26 protein-coding genes are annotated in these 14649 nt (G+C 61.1%); 10 read left to right on the forward strand and 16 right to left on the reverse strand.

Annotated features, from left to right (window positions below; translation table 11 throughout):
* Positions 1-3: 3 nt before the first annotated feature.
* The 3 genes from H0O21_RS11745 to H0O21_RS13495 all read right to left on the reverse strand — a co-directional run bounded on the left by H0O21_RS11745 (position 4) and on the right by H0O21_RS13495 (position 1585).
* Complete coding sequence (locus H0O21_RS11745; protein WP_185191024.1) at positions 4-1002, reverse strand: metal ABC transporter substrate-binding protein; 999 nt, start codon at positions 1000-1002, stop codon at positions 4-6.
* A gap of 207 nt (positions 1003-1209) precedes the next feature.
* Positions 1210-1467 carry a 2TM domain-containing protein gene (locus H0O21_RS11750; RefSeq protein ID WP_185189772.1) on the reverse strand — a complete coding sequence of 86 codons (258 nt, stop codon included), beginning with the start codon at positions 1465-1467 and terminating at the stop codon, positions 1210-1212.
* Positions 1460-1585, reverse strand: coding sequence for a hypothetical protein (locus H0O21_RS13495; RefSeq protein WP_255441019.1), 126 nt, complete (start codon positions 1583-1585; stop codon positions 1460-1462). The genes H0O21_RS11750 and H0O21_RS13495 overlap by 8 nt, the downstream gene beginning before the upstream one ends.
* Before the next feature lie 102 nt (positions 1586-1687).
* Here H0O21_RS13495 and H0O21_RS11755 point away from each other — a divergent pair, with 102 nt between their 5' ends.
* From H0O21_RS11755 to H0O21_RS11770, 4 genes are all read left to right on the forward strand, one after another.
* A complete protein-coding gene (locus H0O21_RS11755) occupies positions 1688-2347 on the forward strand; it encodes an ATP-binding cassette domain-containing protein (RefSeq protein ID WP_185189773.1) in 660 nt (219 codons plus the stop codon).
* Complete coding sequence (fetB, locus tag H0O21_RS11760; protein WP_185189774.1) at positions 2344-3159, forward strand: iron export ABC transporter permease subunit FetB; 816 nt, start codon at positions 2344-2346, stop codon at positions 3157-3159. The genes H0O21_RS11755 and fetB overlap by 4 nt, the downstream gene beginning before the upstream one ends.
* 490 nt (positions 3160-3649) lie before the next feature.
* On the forward strand, positions 3650-3859 hold the full coding sequence (locus tag H0O21_RS11765) for a hypothetical protein (RefSeq protein ID WP_131455529.1): 210 nt from the start codon (positions 3650-3652) through the stop codon (positions 3857-3859).
* A 229-nt stretch (positions 3860-4088) separates the two neighbouring features.
* Positions 4089-4787: a hypothetical protein gene (locus tag H0O21_RS11770; RefSeq protein WP_255441020.1), complete on the forward strand. Its 699-nt coding sequence runs from the start codon at positions 4089-4091 to the stop codon at positions 4785-4787.
* A 4-nt stretch (positions 4788-4791) separates the two neighbouring features.
* On the opposite strand, the gene H0O21_RS11775 is transcribed toward H0O21_RS11770, so the two are convergent.
* A complete protein-coding gene (locus tag H0O21_RS11775; protein WP_185189775.1) occupies positions 4792-4944 on the reverse strand; it encodes a DUF2256 domain-containing protein in 153 nt (50 codons plus the stop codon).
* 52 nt (positions 4945-4996) lie between these two features.
* Here H0O21_RS11775 and H0O21_RS11780 point away from each other — a divergent pair, with 52 nt between their 5' ends.
* Together H0O21_RS11780 and H0O21_RS11785 are read left to right on the forward strand one after the other, a co-directional pair.
* Positions 4997-5320, forward strand: coding sequence for a thiamine pyrophosphate-binding protein (locus H0O21_RS11780; RefSeq protein ID WP_255441021.1), 324 nt, complete (start codon positions 4997-4999; stop codon positions 5318-5320).
* A 142-nt stretch (positions 5321-5462) separates the two neighbouring features.
* Complete coding sequence (locus tag H0O21_RS11785) at positions 5463-5639, forward strand: DUF4278 domain-containing protein (RefSeq protein ID WP_185189776.1); 177 nt, start codon at positions 5463-5465, stop codon at positions 5637-5639.
* Between the two features lie 173 nt (positions 5640-5812).
* On the opposite strand, the gene H0O21_RS11790 is transcribed toward H0O21_RS11785, so the two are convergent.
* Together H0O21_RS11790 and H0O21_RS11795 are read right to left on the reverse strand one after the other, a co-directional pair.
* On the reverse strand, positions 5813-6040 hold the full coding sequence (locus tag H0O21_RS11790; protein ID WP_185189777.1) for a hypothetical protein: 228 nt from the start codon (positions 6038-6040) through the stop codon (positions 5813-5815).
* Complete coding sequence (locus H0O21_RS11795) at positions 6031-6201, reverse strand: hypothetical protein (protein WP_185189778.1); 171 nt, start codon at positions 6199-6201, stop codon at positions 6031-6033. Before H0O21_RS11795 ends, H0O21_RS11790 begins: the two co-directional genes overlap by 10 nt.
* A gap of 154 nt (positions 6202-6355) precedes the next feature.
* On the opposite strand from H0O21_RS11795, the gene H0O21_RS11800 reads away from it, so the two are divergent.
* Entirely contained in the window at positions 6356-6613 is a 258-nt protein-coding gene (locus H0O21_RS11800) for a hypothetical protein (protein WP_185189779.1), read from the forward strand.
* A gap of 144 nt (positions 6614-6757) precedes the next feature.
* Here the strand turns inward: H0O21_RS11800 and H0O21_RS11805 are convergent, their stop codons facing one another.
* A complete protein-coding gene (locus H0O21_RS11805) occupies positions 6758-7111 on the reverse strand; it encodes a hypothetical protein (RefSeq protein WP_185189780.1) in 354 nt (117 codons plus the stop codon).
* A 47-nt stretch (positions 7112-7158) separates the two neighbouring features.
* Between H0O21_RS11805 and H0O21_RS11810 the strand changes: the two genes are divergently transcribed.
* Positions 7159-7308, forward strand: a complete 150-nt coding sequence (locus H0O21_RS11810) for a hypothetical protein (RefSeq protein ID WP_164498743.1) — start codon at positions 7159-7161, stop codon at positions 7306-7308.
* A gap of 8 nt (positions 7309-7316) precedes the next feature.
* Here H0O21_RS11810 and H0O21_RS11815 read toward each other — a convergent pair whose 3' ends face one another.
* From H0O21_RS11815 to H0O21_RS13500, 7 genes are all read right to left on the reverse strand, one after another.
* Entirely contained in the window at positions 7317-7598 is a 282-nt protein-coding gene (locus H0O21_RS11815; RefSeq protein WP_185189781.1) for a DUF1830 domain-containing protein, read from the reverse strand.
* Positions 7599-7703: 105 nt separating this feature from the next.
* Positions 7704-8132 carry a nuclear transport factor 2 family protein gene (locus tag H0O21_RS11820; RefSeq protein WP_185189782.1) on the reverse strand — a complete coding sequence of 143 codons (429 nt, stop codon included), beginning with the start codon at positions 8130-8132 and terminating at the stop codon, positions 7704-7706.
* Positions 8133-8197: 65 nt separating this feature from the next.
* Positions 8198-9058, reverse strand: a complete 861-nt coding sequence (locus H0O21_RS11825; RefSeq protein ID WP_185189783.1) for an NAD(P)-dependent oxidoreductase — start codon at positions 9056-9058, stop codon at positions 8198-8200.
* Complete coding sequence (locus H0O21_RS11830; RefSeq protein ID WP_185189784.1) at positions 9055-9381, reverse strand: molecular chaperone DnaJ; 327 nt, start codon at positions 9379-9381, stop codon at positions 9055-9057. Before H0O21_RS11830 ends, H0O21_RS11825 begins: the two co-directional genes overlap by 4 nt.
* 125 nt (positions 9382-9506) lie before the next feature.
* The gene (locus H0O21_RS11835; RefSeq protein WP_185189785.1) at positions 9507-10748 is read right to left on the reverse strand and encodes a glutathione S-transferase family protein; all 1242 of its coding nucleotides are present in this window, start codon (positions 10746-10748) and stop codon (positions 9507-9509) included.
* 127 nt (positions 10749-10875) lie between these two features.
* The gene (locus H0O21_RS11840) at positions 10876-11577 is read right to left on the reverse strand and encodes a zinc-binding dehydrogenase (RefSeq protein ID WP_185189786.1); all 702 of its coding nucleotides are present in this window, start codon (positions 11575-11577) and stop codon (positions 10876-10878) included.
* A gap of 151 nt (positions 11578-11728) precedes the next feature.
* Positions 11729-11866 (reverse strand): hypothetical protein, encoded by a 138-nt coding sequence (locus H0O21_RS13500; RefSeq protein WP_240789293.1) that lies wholly within the window; start codon positions 11864-11866, stop codon positions 11729-11731.
* Between H0O21_RS13500 and H0O21_RS11845 the strand changes: the two genes are divergently transcribed.
* On the forward strand, positions 11807-12037 hold the full coding sequence (locus H0O21_RS11845; protein WP_240789292.1) for a DUF1651 domain-containing protein: 231 nt from the start codon (positions 11807-11809) through the stop codon (positions 12035-12037). The two genes, H0O21_RS13500 and H0O21_RS11845, sit on opposite strands and share 60 nt — an antisense overlap.
* A gap of 5 nt (positions 12038-12042) precedes the next feature.
* Here H0O21_RS11845 and H0O21_RS11850 read toward each other — a convergent pair whose 3' ends face one another.
* Complete coding sequence (locus tag H0O21_RS11850; RefSeq protein WP_131455545.1) at positions 12043-12315, reverse strand: cupin domain-containing protein; 273 nt, start codon at positions 12313-12315, stop codon at positions 12043-12045.
* Between the two features lie 20 nt (positions 12316-12335).
* The gene (locus H0O21_RS11855) at positions 12336-13655 is read right to left on the reverse strand and encodes a Rieske 2Fe-2S domain-containing protein (protein WP_131455546.1); all 1320 of its coding nucleotides are present in this window, start codon (positions 13653-13655) and stop codon (positions 12336-12338) included.
* Positions 13656-13716: 61 nt separating this feature from the next.
* On the opposite strand from H0O21_RS11855, the gene H0O21_RS11860 reads away from it, so the two are divergent.
* Positions 13717-14649 (forward strand): bestrophin family ion channel, encoded by a 933-nt coding sequence (locus H0O21_RS11860; RefSeq protein ID WP_185189787.1) that lies wholly within the window; start codon positions 13717-13719, stop codon positions 14647-14649.

The following is a 14649-nucleotide window of genomic DNA, read 5'->3' on the forward strand; positions in this document are numbered from 1 at the left end:
CTCTCAAGGGTCCATCTTGGCAGGATTCAGTCCTTCGATTAGCAGTCTCACGTTGTGGCGTTGCAGATCGATCAGGCTGCCGGCAGGGCCATCGGGCTCGGAGAGTGAATCCACATAAAAGCTGCCACCAAAACGGGCTCCGCTGGCCCGGGCCACCTCCCGTTGAGCCTTGTCGCTCACGGTGGTTTCACAGAACACTGCCGGCACCTGCCGCGCACGCACGGTCTCGATCAACTGCACCATGCGACGGGGGGTGATCTGACTCTCGGCATTGACGGGCCATAGGTAGGCCTCTTCGAGGCCATAGTCGCGGGCGAGGTAGCTGAACGCACCCTCACAGGTGACCAAAACCCGTTGATGGGCGGGAATCCCGGCCAGGGCCTGACCGAGCTCTTGATCCAGGGCTTGCAGGCGTTGCTTGTAGGCCGCTCCGTTCTGCTGAAACGTGGAGCGTCCAGCGGGATCGAGGTTGCTGAAAGCCTCCACCAGGCGATCCACATACACCTGGGCTCGCTTCGGTGACATCCAGGCATGGGGGTTGGGCTTGCCCGCGTAGGCATCCGCCTCGATGGGGATCGGCTCCATCCCTTTGGACAGCGTCACGGTGGGCACATCTCCCGCCGCAGCGATGTAGCGCTGGGCCCAGCGCTCGAGGCCGAGTCCGTTCTCCACGATCAGATCGGCCCTGGAGGCCCGCTCGATGTCGCTGGGAGTGGGCTCATAGCCATGGATCTCGGCGCCGATCCGAGTAATGGACTGCACATCGAGTCGATCCCCTGCAACCTGTCGAGCCAGATCGGCCAGCACGGTGAAGGTGGTGAGCACCCGGGGGCGACGTACAAGGCCATCCGGTTGCCGCCTCAGGTCCGCCCTGCGATCAGGAGAGCACGCCGACAACAAAGCAACACCGAGGAGACCAACCGCCAAGCAAGAGGCAAAACGGCACGTTGTTAACGCAAATTTGTAACGCGAGCGTGTCACCGAAGCCTCCGCCGCCTCCATTTTGGGCGCATCCATTGAATCAACGCTACAGAAGGTGCGACCGGCGAATCGTTCCTTACTTGCTTGCAACGATGAACAGCGAATCCCAGATTTGGCCGGTGGTGATGGTGTCAGCCTCCATCGTGCTTCTGCTGATGATCCTGTCCCTCACCAGCACCGGCACCGGAGAGGTGGTGGGCGTGGGCTGAAGCTCCATCGCCCTATCCGTCAGGAGCGCTCCATCTCCCGAGCAATCTCCTCTTCGCTGAACTCCCGATCTGGATGACTGGCACTCCATCCCTGGATCAACAGCGAGATCCCCCAAAAAGCAATGGGATCAATCGGCCAGAAGGATCCACGACCGCTGCCCAGCCAAACGAGCACAAGGATGGCGTTGACGATCACATAGAGACGCAGCTGGTGTTTGAGACTGCGCTTTCGTCGCAGCGCCTGAAGAGCGCGCTGACGAGCCGCTTCATCAACCATCGAGTTCCATGAGGACCCATCGATCGTGATAGCCATACAAATCGAAATCGAGCATCGAGCCAAAAAAAAGCTCCACCAACGGCAGAGCTCCAGGAGACGCATTCACCAGCAGGAGCATCGCTGAGCTTCGCCATCAGAGACGTAGCAATGGCTGCCAATCACAACAGCTTCATCAGGTGCAGAATTGGCCCACAGGTGAGCTCAACGATGGCAGCCAGACATGAGCACGTCTGAACACGGCACGTCCTTGTTGTCAGCCATTGGGTTGCAGTGCTCCCATCAAGCTCGCCCGCTGTGGAGCCACCTCGACCTCAACCTCAAGCCCGGCGATCGCCTTGGCTTGGTTGCCCCCTCCGGCGCCGGCAAGACGTTGTTGTTGCGCGCACTGGCCCAGCTCGATCCCCTTCAAACGGGTGAACTGCGCTGCCAAGGCCGCAGAGCAGAGGAGATCAGCATGCCGCGGTGGCGCTCGACGGTGATGCTGGTGCCCCAGCGCTGTGCCGTGATGCCCGGATCGGTCGAGCAAAACCTGCGATCACCGCTCCAATGGCAAGAACATCGACAACGACACCCATGGGATCGAAACAGGGTGCTGGACTGGCTAGAGCAGCTCGGCCGACCTGCCGAGTTTCTCGACTGGGATGCAGAACAGCTTTCAGGCGGCGAACTGCAAGTGCTGAATCTGATCCGAGCCCTGCAACTGGAGCCTGCGATCCTGCTGCTCGATGAATGCAGCGCATCCCTCGACCATGCCACGACGCTCGCCCTGGAGGCTTTGCTCGAGCAGTGGCTTCAAGCGGCAAGCAGAGCCTGCGTCCTCACAAGTCACGATTCAGGGCAAATCCAACGCTTTTGCAATCGGGTGCTGGAGCTGCCATGAGCCCTGGAGCCCTGCCGATCAGCAACCTGCAGCTCGCAGGAGCCGCCGCCCTGATCCTGATCAACATCGGCCTGTCATCGGTGTTGAAGCTTGGCCTGGGCCGGCCGCTCCTCCTGGCATCGCTCCGGATGGTGGTGCAACTGCTCCTGATCGGCCAAGTACTGCAGTGGCTGTTTCAGCAACAGAACCCCGGCCTGATCCTGGCGCTGTCACTGCTGATGGCCCTGATCGCCAGCCTCTCTGCCGTGCAGCGCACTCGCCATCGTTTCTCCGGCGTCTACTGGCAGAGCTTTCTGAGCACGACCGCAGCCGCCGCGCTGGTTACCGGCGTGGCAATGAACGGCATCATCCAAGTGAGGCCCTGGAGCACCGCTCAATACTGGATTCCACTGCTGGGCATGGTGCTCGGCAACATCCTCAACGCGATTTCACTAGGCCTCGACACCCTGATGGAACGCATGCTCAGTCAACGAAACAGCCTGGAATGCTGGCTCGCCTTGGGGGCAACCCGATGGGAGGCCTGCCGTCCGATCGTGCGTGAGGCCATTCGCGTCGCAATGATTCCCACCATCAATTCCATGATGGTGATGGGCCTAGTGAGCCTGCCAGGAATGATGACCGGCCAGATCCTGGAGGGTGCATCCCCGGCCAATGCAGTGCGCTACCAGATCGTGATTCTGTTCATGATCGCCTCAGCGACAGCCCTTGGTGTAACCAGCATTGCTGCACTTGCCTATCGACAACTCACCAGCCAACAACATCAACTCAGACTGGACAGATTGATCCGCACCTCAACAACAAGTCGCCCTTAGTCTAGTGAAGCGGATGATTCATACGATAGCCAGCCATCGTCATTCCAATCATCAGCAAAACAAGAGAAAGTGAACCCAACCAGTCGACATGATTCATGCAAGCCTCCGCACCCCTTCCCCTCATTAGAGGCCAGTCAGGCAAGCGGCACAAGGGCGAACAGGGTATTCAGGATGAATCTTTACAAACTTCTGTAAGAACACATTCCTTCCAAGGCTCGCTGTCAACGAAATAGAAAAATTTGCACCCACATAACATCACAAAATCAGCCGACACCCAAACCGTCCACAGCCAACTGGCACAGTGCCAGCCAGGGCGTCACAGTCGGTCCGTGAGGAGTGCTTAACCGCACCGGAGTCGAAACAAGGTCAGACGTCCGGAACGGAAGCGCATTGGAGCCCTGCCTTTGGCGCGGCTTTTTATGAAATGGGCGCATCCGCTACGCCCGCTCAACGCAGAGCTCGATTCCATGCAACTAGTCATGGCGCGAGCATGCGTGCCCTCTCCATTCAACTCCTGATCCTCGTCCGCCTCGCGTGCAACGACGGCCTTTTTCTGGAACAACGCCGCATGCCCCAACGCACTCGCGCCCGGGAAGTGCACGCCGCCATCCAGCGAACCTGGCGCCGAGGCGGCCGCCCAGCTCAGCCAGTGGCGCAACCGTCCACGCCAGATCTGGGGGCAAGGGCAGCCCTCGCCTGAGCGGGTCCAAAAACACCGACGCGGTCGCTGCTCACAAGGCGCTCATCACACCAGATCTGGTACTTGCGCGAGGCCACACACCAGGTCTATTGGTAGATCAGGTGGATGGCAAGACGCGACATTCGCTCTAGCGTCCACTTCAGGGTCGGGTGATGGGGCACATCACCGACTGAGGTCACCCCCGGCTGAAACCGGGGGATTTTTATGCACCGCAGGGTTGCCCTGCCTGATGACCGTGGCTCGGCTGCACGGCACCCCTTCAACTCGAGCCCTCAGGGCGATTGAGGGCATCCGCGATCACCTGCTGATGACCAGCAACATGGAATTGAGCGCGCTCCCCAGCCTGGAGCCGGAGGCCATGGCGGCGATGTTCGACGGAGAAGCAAGCCGCGAGGCCCTCGAGCTGCTGGAACGCACAGCCAAAGCCTTCCGGGTTGATGCCGCTCCAGTGATCAGCTACCGGCATGTGATGCACGACCGGCAAGCCTTGGTGCGCCTGGACCTGGTACGCCGAAGCTTCGTGCGCGATGCCGCACGGGCCACATTGCGCGATGGAGGCCTGCCGATGCTCGCGGCAACCTTGAAGGTGCTGAGCGGCCATCGCGACGACTCGACCCTTCAGCGATTCCAGAGCCTGAACGACTACCCCTCCGGAAGCTTTGGCAAGGCCTATGCCGACTTCATCCGTATCAACCAGTTCAGCTTCCCCGGGGATGTGGGCGGACCGCCGGTGCCCGTGTTCCGTCACGATTGCTGTCATGTGCTGGGCGGATACGGCAGTCATGTCAACACCGATCTGATCCGTGACATCGACCCCTGGGATCATTTCGCCGATCCTCTCGAGACGGTTCGAGAACGCTTCGCCATCCCAGCTCGAGGCCGTGATCCTGAGTATCCGCAGACCTGTGGTGCCTCTAGCCAGGATTGAGCTCTTAACTGTTCTTGGCCTGACGATTGCGATCGCGGCGGCACCGCTCTGAGCAGTAGCGCACTTCATCCCAAACATCCTTCCACTTGCGCCGCCACTGAAAGGGTCGCCCGCAAACGGCACAGATCTTGGTGGGACGCTCGGCACGGTGCGACACAGGCGAAAGGAATCGTCGTAGCTAAGAGATCATCAGCGACCAACACGCATCAATGAATGGAGCCCAGGCCCTCGTCAAATTGCTCGAGAACCACGGTGTTACCCATGTCTTCGGCATCCCAGGAGCCAAGGTCGACAGCATGTTCATCGCCCTGCTCGATTCACCGATCGAGCTGGTGCTCTGCCGTCATGAACAGAATGCCGCGTTCATGGCCCAGGCCTTCGGTCGGCTTACTGGAACAATCGGTGTGTGCCTGGTGACCTCTGGCCCCGGTGTCACCAACTTGGCGACGGGTCTGGCCACCGCCACATCGGAGGGTGATCCAGTGCTGCCCTGGCCATCGCTGAAAGCAAACACAGCTGAACAAGCACTGTGACTGTGTAACGAGCTGAACCAAAACAAAAATCAGTAGCCATTGCTACAGACAGTCGCTATACTTCAGTCACGTTGAGCCCAACCTTGGGCTGCAGTTCGTTCCGCGCCAGGCAACGGGGGCGCGGGCACTGTGGAGTTCAACCATGAACACCCTCGATCTCACCCGCAACCGCATCCGCAAAGCGGTAGCACTGCAAGAAGCCCAGCGCCTGATGGCGAAGGCCTACAGGGGCGTTGAGTACATCGACGCCCATCACACGGCCCAGAAGCCCCAGAAACCCACCGAGCTTCGCTACCGCGGCGTTCGTTACAGCGTCTGATTCATCCAGTCGCTGCCAATGGTCAAGGGCTCCGTTTCGGGGCCCTTTTTTAGTGGGCAACGATCAGGTAATAAAAAGGCGGGTGTCTCACGCCCGCCGTCCGGTTCACCACGCAGAAGCAAGCTTCTGCTCAAATGATTCTGCCGCAGCTCTGCGGCTCTACAAGCGCTGCTTCAGCGATTCGGCCCCTCGATCTGTGACTGAGTCTGATCGACATCCTGCGCAAGCGGTCGGCGGCGACGCTCCACCTGCACAAACGCAAGCCAGGCCAAACTTGCCGCCACTCCCCCACGCCAGTCGGAGCGGAGAAGCTCAAGAATCGCCACGGTGCTGGCTCCGATTCGCAGACCCCGGAGCACGAAGCTGACCACACGCTGCTGCAGCTCAGGAGTCAGCGGCATGGACGACCGGCGTCCTGCTGACACATCTCCTGATCAAGAAGGTCTTCGGCCAACATCAACAACGCCATTCCCATCAGGGAAAGACTGGATCCAAGCTCAGTGAGACCGGAAGTTTCCAGGGTGCGAGCGGCCTGCAGATGCTGGGACCAAGTCAGTCGCATGAACAGCAAGCAACCTTTTCAATCTGACCGTCAATCAGCACAAGCGCGAGCGCATTAACAACCCGAAACACTGACATTCACCCGTCTGGGTGGCCATTGCTACAGCTCGACAATGCCTGCTCGATACATTCACGCCATCCTCAGGAGACTGATCATGTCGTCGGGAATTCAGTTCACCACCGAGCAGCTCTTTCATGTGGAGCAGTTCAACCGGGCCCTCGATGCCACCACCGACCCAGGGCAACTGCGCGATCTCGCCAAACAATTACTCCAAGCCTGGCAAACCCAAAAAGCTGCCACCAACTGGGTCCTCAACCAGCAGTTGCAGAGTTCATCCAATGCCCTGGCGATGGCCCGCAACTTGGGCCGAAACGAGTCGGAGGCCAACCGCTACTCAGCCGACGAGCCATAACAATGACGGCGCACCAGTGCCATCACCTGCTCAGGATCGGATTCCAACGCATAGGCCCCCCGTTCTGCTGCCTCCACACTGGGCTTCTCCTTGGAGAGCAGCAGGGCGTAGCGGTCAGAAGCGATGCCACCACCAGCAGCAGCATCAAAAGAGAAGAAGGCACAACCAGATCACAAGCCCTGCACTGAGGCCGATCAACAGAATCAGCAGCAGGGAGAGCCCCAAGCCTGCGGCCATGGCGATGCGGCGGGTGCTGCGGGGAAACAGCAGATAGAGACTCAGTCCAAAGGCCAGAGGCCAGAGGGGCGGAATCAGGAGACAGACCACGGTGAGCGCGAGAAGCTTTCCCCTGTGCTGCAGCTCCGTTTGCTCCTTCACACGCAACTGATCCTGTTCCTGCGCGCGGGCGACAAGCTCATCATCACTGGGCCAGCGCCCCAGCTCGCGGGCATGATCCAGCTCCTGTTCGATCTGTTGTCTCTGGGCGGAATCAGCCATACCCCAGCCTAAATCGAGCAGGATGGGCGTCCACCGATGGCTGAACGATGCGCGAAATGAGTCTGCTGGAACTGGTGATGCGCAACGTCGCCAAGGTGGCGGCGGGATCTGGGATCGCCGCCGTGCTGCTTTGGCTCACCTACGTGATGCTGGATGTGAAGCACATGCAGAGCGGGTTCACGCTGCCCACCAACTGAGGAGAACGTCAGGCGGCAGCGGGTTGGCCAGCGATGTGGCTGGCTTGAACCGCTTCGCTTGCAGCTTCCCTTGCGGCTTCAGTCACGGCGTACTCGCTGACATCCGCTCGCATGCTGAGCAGCTGGCCGTTCATCGCCATCTGCCAGATCTCCACCCTGGAATCCTTAGGAGCGTTGAACCAATAGGTTTCCGCGGGCATGACCACCTTCTCCAGATAAAATCGGTTGTCACCGATACACTTCAACACCACCATTTTCGGAGTGGTGTTGCTGTAAAGGCAGTCCTGCATGGATCGGTCAGAAGCTCACACCACAGTGGGGGGAACCTGTCGAGCTGAGTTGTCGGAACCAACACAGAACTAGGGCGTTTTCAGCTTTTTTTCAGAAATCAAATCTCAGGCAACGAAGCGACGGTATAGCCAGCGCACAAAACCGCCGATCACAGGCACCGGGGCAAAGGTCGGTCCAACAAAATCGAAGTAATCACGATGGTCCACGACCTTGCCCTCGGCATTGAACTGGAGGCGGCTGGTGCCCGGGTAGAGGAACTCAATCCCTTTGATCTTCAGACCCATCTCCCATTCCACAAAGGCGGTGTTCCCCTCGATTGCAATCGCAGCAGGCGCCAGGAACACATCATCACAGCGCTGAATGAGCCCGTCCTGAGCAGCGATGTAAGCAGCGATCCCGTGCTTCTCCTGGGTGGGATCTTGAAAATGCACAGCATCGTCGTAAAGCTCCCGCCACTGGGCCTCGGAGGGAGCGGGCTTGCCGTAAGGCTTGGTGAACAGAGCGCGCAGGCGATCAGCATCGAGACGGTGCATCAGTCAGGCCGCGTAGGGGGAATGAAGGGGGCTCAGCCTATGGAGACTGTCGATCAACCGAGACATCAGTCCGAGGCCTGGGTCAGCTCATGCAGAGCTGAGTAATCGCCCGCATCCAGAGGTGTTCCCTCGGCGCCTGCAAGCAGAGCCGCCAGACCGTCAAGACCGTGGGCATTCACCCCGGCGAGGGCCGCCTCCCTCAGGAAGAGCTGAAGATCCTTGCGCAGCAGGGCGGTGCTGAAGTTGGGGTCCTCGTAGTGGTGCGACTGCATCCGTTCAAGCTTTTTATCGACGGTGGGGGCGTAGAGCGCCGATGGCCGCAACACCTCCATGAAACGCTCCACATCCAGCCCGGAAGCCTGAACCAGTCGCAGGGCTAGGGAATAACCGTGGGTGAGGCTTGCAATCAACTGGTTGAGCGCGAGCTTGGCAGCGGCACCGGTGCCCACAGCTCCCATCAGACGGGGCTGGGCGGACAGGTGGGCGAGCAGAGAGCTCTGGCGCGCGAAGGTCTCCTGGTCTCCCCCAGCCATCACCAAAAGAGTGCCCGCTAGGGCCTCCGGGCGGCTACCGAGCACGGGCGCTTCGAGATAGAGGCCCCCTTGCACGCGAGCCTGAGCGGCCAGCGCCACGCTTTCACTGATCCCCATGGTGCCCATCGGCATCAGGCAGGCTCCCCCAAGCGCTCCAATCCGAGTCACCACCTCAGCTGTGACTGGACCATCGCGAAGCACCGTGATCACAGTGGCTACCCCCTGAGCAGCCTCCGCGGGATCGTCAACGACCTGCGCACCGGCTTCCGCCAGCAATCGGCAGCGGTCAGGGTTGCGATTCCAAACACGCAGGCTGATGCCCTGAGATAAGAGACGCTGAGCAATCGCTGCACCAAGCAAGCCTGTGCCCAGCAAGGCAACCGTTGTCGTCAAGCAGCGATGGCCTCCATTTCGGGCTGAAGCAGCACGTCGCGGGCATTGTTCAGACGCGTCATCATCTCCGGGTCACCTCCCTTATCGGGATGGTGTTGCACAGCGAGCGCTTTGTGGGCACGTTTCACCGCCTGCTCCGTTAAGCGACCGGACAGAGCCAGCCCAAGGGTCTGGCGGGCACAGATCGCCTCGAACTCAGGGTCGCGCCCTAGGGGCTGGCGCTCACGCTGATGGTTGGACTGACCCGGTTTGCGTTTGCTGTCCTTTCGACGTCTGCCGGGACCCTCAGCGGAACCGGTCGATCCGAAGCCGTTGCCAGCCATTGCGTCGTTTTGAATTCACACCACCTTGCTTGATCGTCGGCCCAGGCTCCGGTGACGCAGCGAACAGGCAGTCGCTCAGATCGGGGCAGCTCAGATCAGGAAAGCTCAGATCAGGACCATCGGACTCAAGCCAGAAAGGGGCGGGGGTCCTGATCAAAGCGATGCTGCAGGGGCAGCGGCTCTGGCTGAGCCGACCCATCCAGAGCCGCGGTGGCTTCAAGGGCCTGTCGAAGGCAGCGAGCACTCAGAAGAGGCATGTCGCGGGGCACGGAGATCCGATCGCGCAGGTTGCGTAAGGCCAGGGCGGAACCGGGTTCCGGCTGAACAGGTTCCCTGTGCAGCATGCGCGTGAGTGCAGCACGAAGGGGCTGATCGAAGCCAGAACCGAGCGAGCTCCGCTGCACCAGGGTGTGGCGATGGCGAAGAACCCGCTCCAGGGCACGATGTTCCGGGGAGGGATTCGAGCCATCGGAGTCCTGACTCCAACGGGTCTCCCAGTCGGCAATTCCCTCACCGCCATCGATCCGACGAGCCAGGTCCTCCTGAAGAGGATTGGGGTGAATCCAGCAGCCCCCCATCTGAGGGGGCAGATCGTGGGCATGGGTGTGAGCATCACTCTGCGTGCCCCGATAGGTCTCTAGCTGCTCGAGGGCTGTGAGCCAGCGATCGATGCCGGGATGGTGCTCGCGAAGCAGAAATCCCTTGAAGTAGGCGAGTGAGGCGTTCATCCGTTCCACGTAGGGAATGAACACCAGATCGGCCGTCCCGGGGATCTCCCCAGCCGGAGCCGCGGGATCCAGCCAGGAACCTGCTCCATCCGCCAGGGCTGCTTCCATCTGCATCGCCACGCGCTGAAACTGATCACGGGCCAACGCGTCCTGGCGTTCACTGAGCCCCGGAGAGCAGAGCCACAAACACCAGGCGCGGAAGAGACGTCGCTCCAGGTCTCGCAAGCGGCGGACCGCTGGATCTTGCATCCCGGCGCCCAAGGCACCGAAGGTCTGCTCAAGCGCTTCAAGAATTCGATCGCTTTCGGTGATCAGACGAGCGTCGATTTCAAGAGCTGGAAGCATTCCTGAAGGCACCTTGGCGGTGAACCAGGGTTCTTTGGGGCCGTAACAGCGCATCGTCACCTTGCGGATCCGGTAGGGAATCCGCCGGAACTCCAGCCAGAGCCAGACCTTCTGGCAGTAGGGACACCAGGCATGGTGATCGCGGTAGAGCGTGACCCGCACAGCGGACTCCGGCTCGCCGAACAGACGCAGGACGGCCTGAGCGTTGGTGGGGCCGTGCACACGCTCGGCTGGCTCAGGAGCAAGGGCGAGAAGTTGCTCCCAGCTCAACGCATTGCTGGAGGCCGTCACCATCGCAACTCCAACCACTCCAGCGATCGAGGGCTAAAGGATGGCAGAAAAAAAGCGCCCGCTGGTGTGAGGAAGACGAGCGCCGATTTCCCAGCCCCATGGTTAACGCCTCGTAAAGACGTCCGGCTGTTCAATCCGCTACCGAATCGAGCACAAAGCGATAACGCACATCCCCAAGGCGTAAGCGCTCGATGGCCTCATTGACGCGATCCATCGGCAGACGTTCCACCTGAGGGCGAATGTCATGACGCCGGCAGAACTCCACCATCTTCAGCAAGCTCGCGGGCGACGAGGTGGGACTACCGGTGATCGATCGCCGCGACGCAATCAGATCAAAGGCACCCACGCTGATCGGCTCCAGCACAGCGCCAAGCTGATGCAAGCGACCGAGGGGGGCGAGTGAGGCCATCACTGCCGACCAGTCGAGGGATTGGTTCACCGTATTGATCACGAGATCGAAGCGACCGGCGCAATCGGGCAACGCCTCCAACAGCTCCACGTGATGGGCACCGAAGCGCCTCGCCTCCTCCGCCTTGCCGAGGTTCGTCGTGAGGGCCGTGACCTCACAACCCCAAGCGCGGGCGAACTGCAGGGCCATATGCCCGAGTCCCCCAACGCCGATCACAGCCACACGACCCACCACCTCAAGCCCCGGCACCAGCGGATAGGCACTCATCCCCCAGTGGTTGTCGAGCATCGACAGGTCGCTGTGACAGAGGCCGCAATGCAACACCTGCAGCAGCAGCTCATCACGGGCAGGCTCGAGCATCGGCCGCTCAGCCCGCTCAAGGGGAGCACCGGCCTCGCGGGCCTGCCAGACAGTGACGCCCATCGGACGACGCAGCAGAAGACCCACGTTCTAGTCACCCAGCGCAGCAAAGCCCGCCCCAGGACACACAACCAACACCGATCAGCGTTGACACATTTGTACTAGCCACCTAGAACAGGTGTATCAGCGACGGACCAATGGCTCCCAGCTCCCCCTACGCACCGTTTAAGGCCGAGGACTGGATGCGCGCCTCCGTCATCACGCCCCGCAAGCGATGCCAAGGCACGGTTGGATCCAAGACCCCCACACCAGCGACACGAAGCGTTTCCACGCCGATGAAAAAAGCTGGCATCGCGATCCACGCGTGTTCGTGGATTCAGGGCGACCTCTTCCAGGTCAGCCCCCTTTGCTGAAAAACAGAGTGCACCTTCGCCGGGAAACCGCTGAATTGCTTTGGCGCGAACTGCTTCGCGTGGGCTGGCGCACCTGCGAGCCCCAGTGGGGCAGCGATGCAGATATTTGAGCGATTCAGCTGAAGCGGTAATGCTTGCGCACGGGTTGGTGCACGTCCCAGGTGCATTGCAACCCTTTGGGAAATTCGACCAAATCTCCTGCGCCAAAGCTCACGGGCTCACCCATTTCTGGAGTCACAGTGACGGCTCCTTCCAGCAGCAGGCAGGTCTCATGCTGCTCATAGTGCCAGGGGAACCGGCTCACTTCACAGCCCCAGATCGGCCAGTCCCTCGCCCCCAAAGCAATGATCACGCTTTCGGGGCAGGGAGAGGTCACACGAATCGCCACAGCATCAGCAGCAGTCCTGATCAACCATGATTACGCGGCGCCAGGCCATCTCCTGCCAGCAGTCCCCGCTCCCAACGTGACACCTGCCGCATCACCAGGCCAGTCGCGATTGCCAGCAGCACGCCGAGGAGGCTGAGGGCGCCCAACTGACCAAGTCCAATCAGCACCGCCGACAACCAGAGCCCACCCCAAAGCCAGGGCTTCAAGGCCCGCAAGCGCTTGAGAGCCTGCGCACAGCTGCGGCACTGTCGAGTGTGACTGTTGTAGCGATCCATCAGGCTCTCCAGTCCCTGCCGCGGCGGCAGAACTTGACCAGCGAACGGCTCCCCACCATGGGCCTTGACCCAGCGATGCAGAGCCGCCACGTAGCGATCAGCTGCTGTCGGCAAGTAAAAGGCCCGCTCCACCGCGGCACTGCCACCCGCCGCCGCCAAGACCCGCTCCTGCCAATGCAGGAACACCTGATCGTCTTCCAACACCTTGTGATTGCCGATGTGCTGCAGCCAGCGGGGCCTCAAGCCCAGCAGCAGCCTCGGAGCCGCAGCCTCAAACTGAAATGGGAAGCGGGCGAAGAGGCGGCACTCACCACGACGAATCGGCACCGCATACACCACCGTGAGAATTCGGCCAAATCCCTTGGCCGTCAGGTCATGCCACATCAGTTGAGGGGCACGGAAGCGCGTGAGCTGGGAACCAAGACGCCCCCGTCTCGGCCCCTCCTCCCACAGCCCCTCAAATCCGTCATCGCCCTCTCGCGTGATCTCCAGCTCAACGGGAGCGGCATTCTCCCGCCGCCCCACCGTGCGGTGGTGGGTGAAGGGCACATGACTCACATCCAGCACGTTCTCCAGCAGGGTGAGCGCATCCATCGGCAGATCCCGGAAGGTGTCCTGCACAATCCAGCCATCGGCCCAGCCGGCACCCTCCTCCCGCAATAGGGGCACCAACGGAAGGGTCTGCGGATTGGCCGAGGCCGGATCGCCGCTCCACACAAACAGAAGTCCCTGCCCCGTCGCCGTCGGAAGCGCCTGGCAGCTGGATCGACGAGCCTCCGGCGCGGCCCCATCCCCCATCTGGGGGATACTGCGGCAGGTGCCAGAGCCATCGAAGCTCCAACCGTGATAAGGGCACTCCAACTGCCCAGCCCCATTGATGCGTCCCTCACTCAGGGGCACGAATCGATGCGGACAGACGTCTTCAAAGGCACGCCAAAGCCCAGACTCCCGATCCCACCAAATCACCAAATCCCTCTCGAGCAGGGTGAAGCGAGCGGGCCTCAAAGGGTCGAGATCGCGCAGGTAGGCCACGGGCCACCACTGATCGCTCCAGCTGGGGGGCATCGTCAGGACACAGGTGGCGTCATGATCGCCCCATGGGCAGCAACACCGTGACCTCAAGCCGATGATCGAATCCGGCACCTACGGCAATCCGCCGCGCACACGGCGTCAGGACTATTCGCATGTCCTCCTGCAGCTGCTGAGCCGCATGCGCTACGACCTGCTCGTGCTGGTGGCCGTGACCGGCCTGGTGATGCGTGATGTCATCCCAAGGGGATGGGTGGAAAGCGATGAGATCGTGCGCATCCTTGGCATCGCCGTGTCGATCTTCATCGGTTTTCGCAACACCCAGGCGATCAGTCGCTGGTGGGAAGCGCGCAAGCTCTGGGGATCCATGGTCAACCACAGCCGCAGTTGGGCTGACACCCTCGCCGCCCACCTTCCCGCTTCCCCCGCCGGCCGGCGCTGGTCCAGATCGCTGGTTCGCCTGCAGGTGGCGATCGTTTGGCAACTGAACTTCCAGCTGCGCAACTATTGGCATCGGGATCTGCGCAGCCTTCAGAACGGACTGCTCGAAGGCCTGCGGCTGCCAAGCACAACCAACCTGCGTCAACTCGGGATGCAGCGGGGGCTCTGGTTGCAGCGCCTTCACGACGAAGGCTTGATCGATGGCTGGGGGCGACAGCAACTGATGGAGTTGGGCAATGCCTGCACCGATGAGATCGGAGGCCTGGAGCGCATCCGCAACACTCCCCTGCCGGCGTCCTACGACGTGTTCGTGCGGGTCATCAACTGGGTCTTCGGGATCCAGTTGATGCTCAGCTTCCACTACCAGGACGCAGGGCGCTTCAGCAGCTTCAACGGTTTCATGATCATGCTCTGCTTCCTGATGGCCGAGCGGATCGGCGCCTACGTGGAGGGCCCCTTTGATGCCGATGGCAGCAGCTTCTCGTTACCTCTCAACAGCATCTGTCTCACCATCAGCCGCGACCTGCTCGGCTCAGAGACCGATCATGTGCTTCACCTGCAGTCGCAGGATCCCGTGCGCTGGACCTAA

The sequence above is a fragment of the Synechococcus sp. HK01-R genome (assembly GCF_014217855.1).
Lineage (GTDB): Bacteria > Cyanobacteriota > Cyanobacteriia > PCC-6307 > Cyanobiaceae > Synechococcus_C.

Bases quoted from the DNA above. Each gene is read 5' to 3' on its own strand.
- H0O21_RS11745 (WP_185191024.1), bottom strand. From the start codon at position 1,002: ATGGAGGCGGCGGAGGCTTCGGTGACACGCTCGCGTTACAAATTTGCG.
- H0O21_RS11750 (WP_185189772.1), bottom strand. From the start codon at position 1,467: ATGGTTGATGAAGCGGCTCGTCAGCGCGCTCTTCAGGCGCTGCGACGA.
- H0O21_RS13495 (WP_255441019.1), bottom strand. From the start codon at position 1,585: ATGCTCCTGCTGGTGAATGCGTCTCCTGGAGCTCTGCCGTTGGTGGAG.
- H0O21_RS11755 (WP_185189773.1), top strand. From the start codon at position 1,688: ATGAGCACGTCTGAACACGGCACGTCCTTGTTGTCAGCCATTGGGTTG.
- fetB (WP_185189774.1), top strand. From the start codon at position 2,344: ATGAGCCCTGGAGCCCTGCCGATCAGCAACCTGCAGCTCGCAGGAGCC.
- H0O21_RS11765 (WP_131455529.1), top strand. From the start codon at position 3,650: ATGCGTGCCCTCTCCATTCAACTCCTGATCCTCGTCCGCCTCGCGTGC.
- H0O21_RS11770 (WP_255441020.1), top strand. From the start codon at position 4,089: ATGACCGTGGCTCGGCTGCACGGCACCCCTTCAACTCGAGCCCTCAGG.
- H0O21_RS11780 (WP_255441021.1), top strand. From the start codon at position 4,997: ATGAATGGAGCCCAGGCCCTCGTCAAATTGCTCGAGAACCACGGTGTT.
- H0O21_RS11785 (WP_185189776.1), top strand. From the start codon at position 5,463: ATGAACACCCTCGATCTCACCCGCAACCGCATCCGCAAAGCGGTAGCA.
- H0O21_RS11790 (WP_185189777.1), bottom strand. From the start codon at position 6,040: ATGCCGCTGACTCCTGAGCTGCAGCAGCGTGTGGTCAGCTTCGTGCTC.
- H0O21_RS11795 (WP_185189778.1), bottom strand. From the start codon at position 6,201: ATGCGACTGACTTGGTCCCAGCATCTGCAGGCCGCTCGCACCCTGGAA.
- H0O21_RS11800 (WP_185189779.1), top strand. From the start codon at position 6,356: ATGTCGTCGGGAATTCAGTTCACCACCGAGCAGCTCTTTCATGTGGAG.
- H0O21_RS11805 (WP_185189780.1), bottom strand. From the start codon at position 7,111: ATGGCTGATTCCGCCCAGAGACAACAGATCGAACAGGAGCTGGATCAT.
- H0O21_RS11810 (WP_164498743.1), top strand. From the start codon at position 7,159: ATGCGCGAAATGAGTCTGCTGGAACTGGTGATGCGCAACGTCGCCAAG.
- H0O21_RS11815 (WP_185189781.1), bottom strand. From the start codon at position 7,598: ATGCAGGACTGCCTTTACAGCAACACCACTCCGAAAATGGTGGTGTTG.
- H0O21_RS11820 (WP_185189782.1), bottom strand. From the start codon at position 8,132: ATGCACCGTCTCGATGCTGATCGCCTGCGCGCTCTGTTCACCAAGCCT.
- H0O21_RS11830 (WP_185189784.1), bottom strand. From the start codon at position 9,381: ATGGCTGGCAACGGCTTCGGATCGACCGGTTCCGCTGAGGGTCCCGGC.
- H0O21_RS11835 (WP_185189785.1), bottom strand. From the start codon at position 10,748: ATGGTGACGGCCTCCAGCAATGCGTTGAGCTGGGAGCAACTTCTCGCC.
- H0O21_RS11840 (WP_185189786.1), bottom strand. From the start codon at position 11,577: ATGGGCGTCACTGTCTGGCAGGCCCGCGAGGCCGGTGCTCCCCTTGAG.
- H0O21_RS13500 (WP_240789293.1), bottom strand. From the start codon at position 11,866: ATGCCAGCTTTTTTCATCGGCGTGGAAACGCTTCGTGTCGCTGGTGTG.
- H0O21_RS11855 (WP_131455546.1), bottom strand. From the start codon at position 13,655: ATGCCCCCCAGCTGGAGCGATCAGTGGTGGCCCGTGGCCTACCTGCGC.
- H0O21_RS11860 (WP_185189787.1), top strand. From the start codon at position 13,717: ATGATCGAATCCGGCACCTACGGCAATCCGCCGCGCACACGGCGTCAG.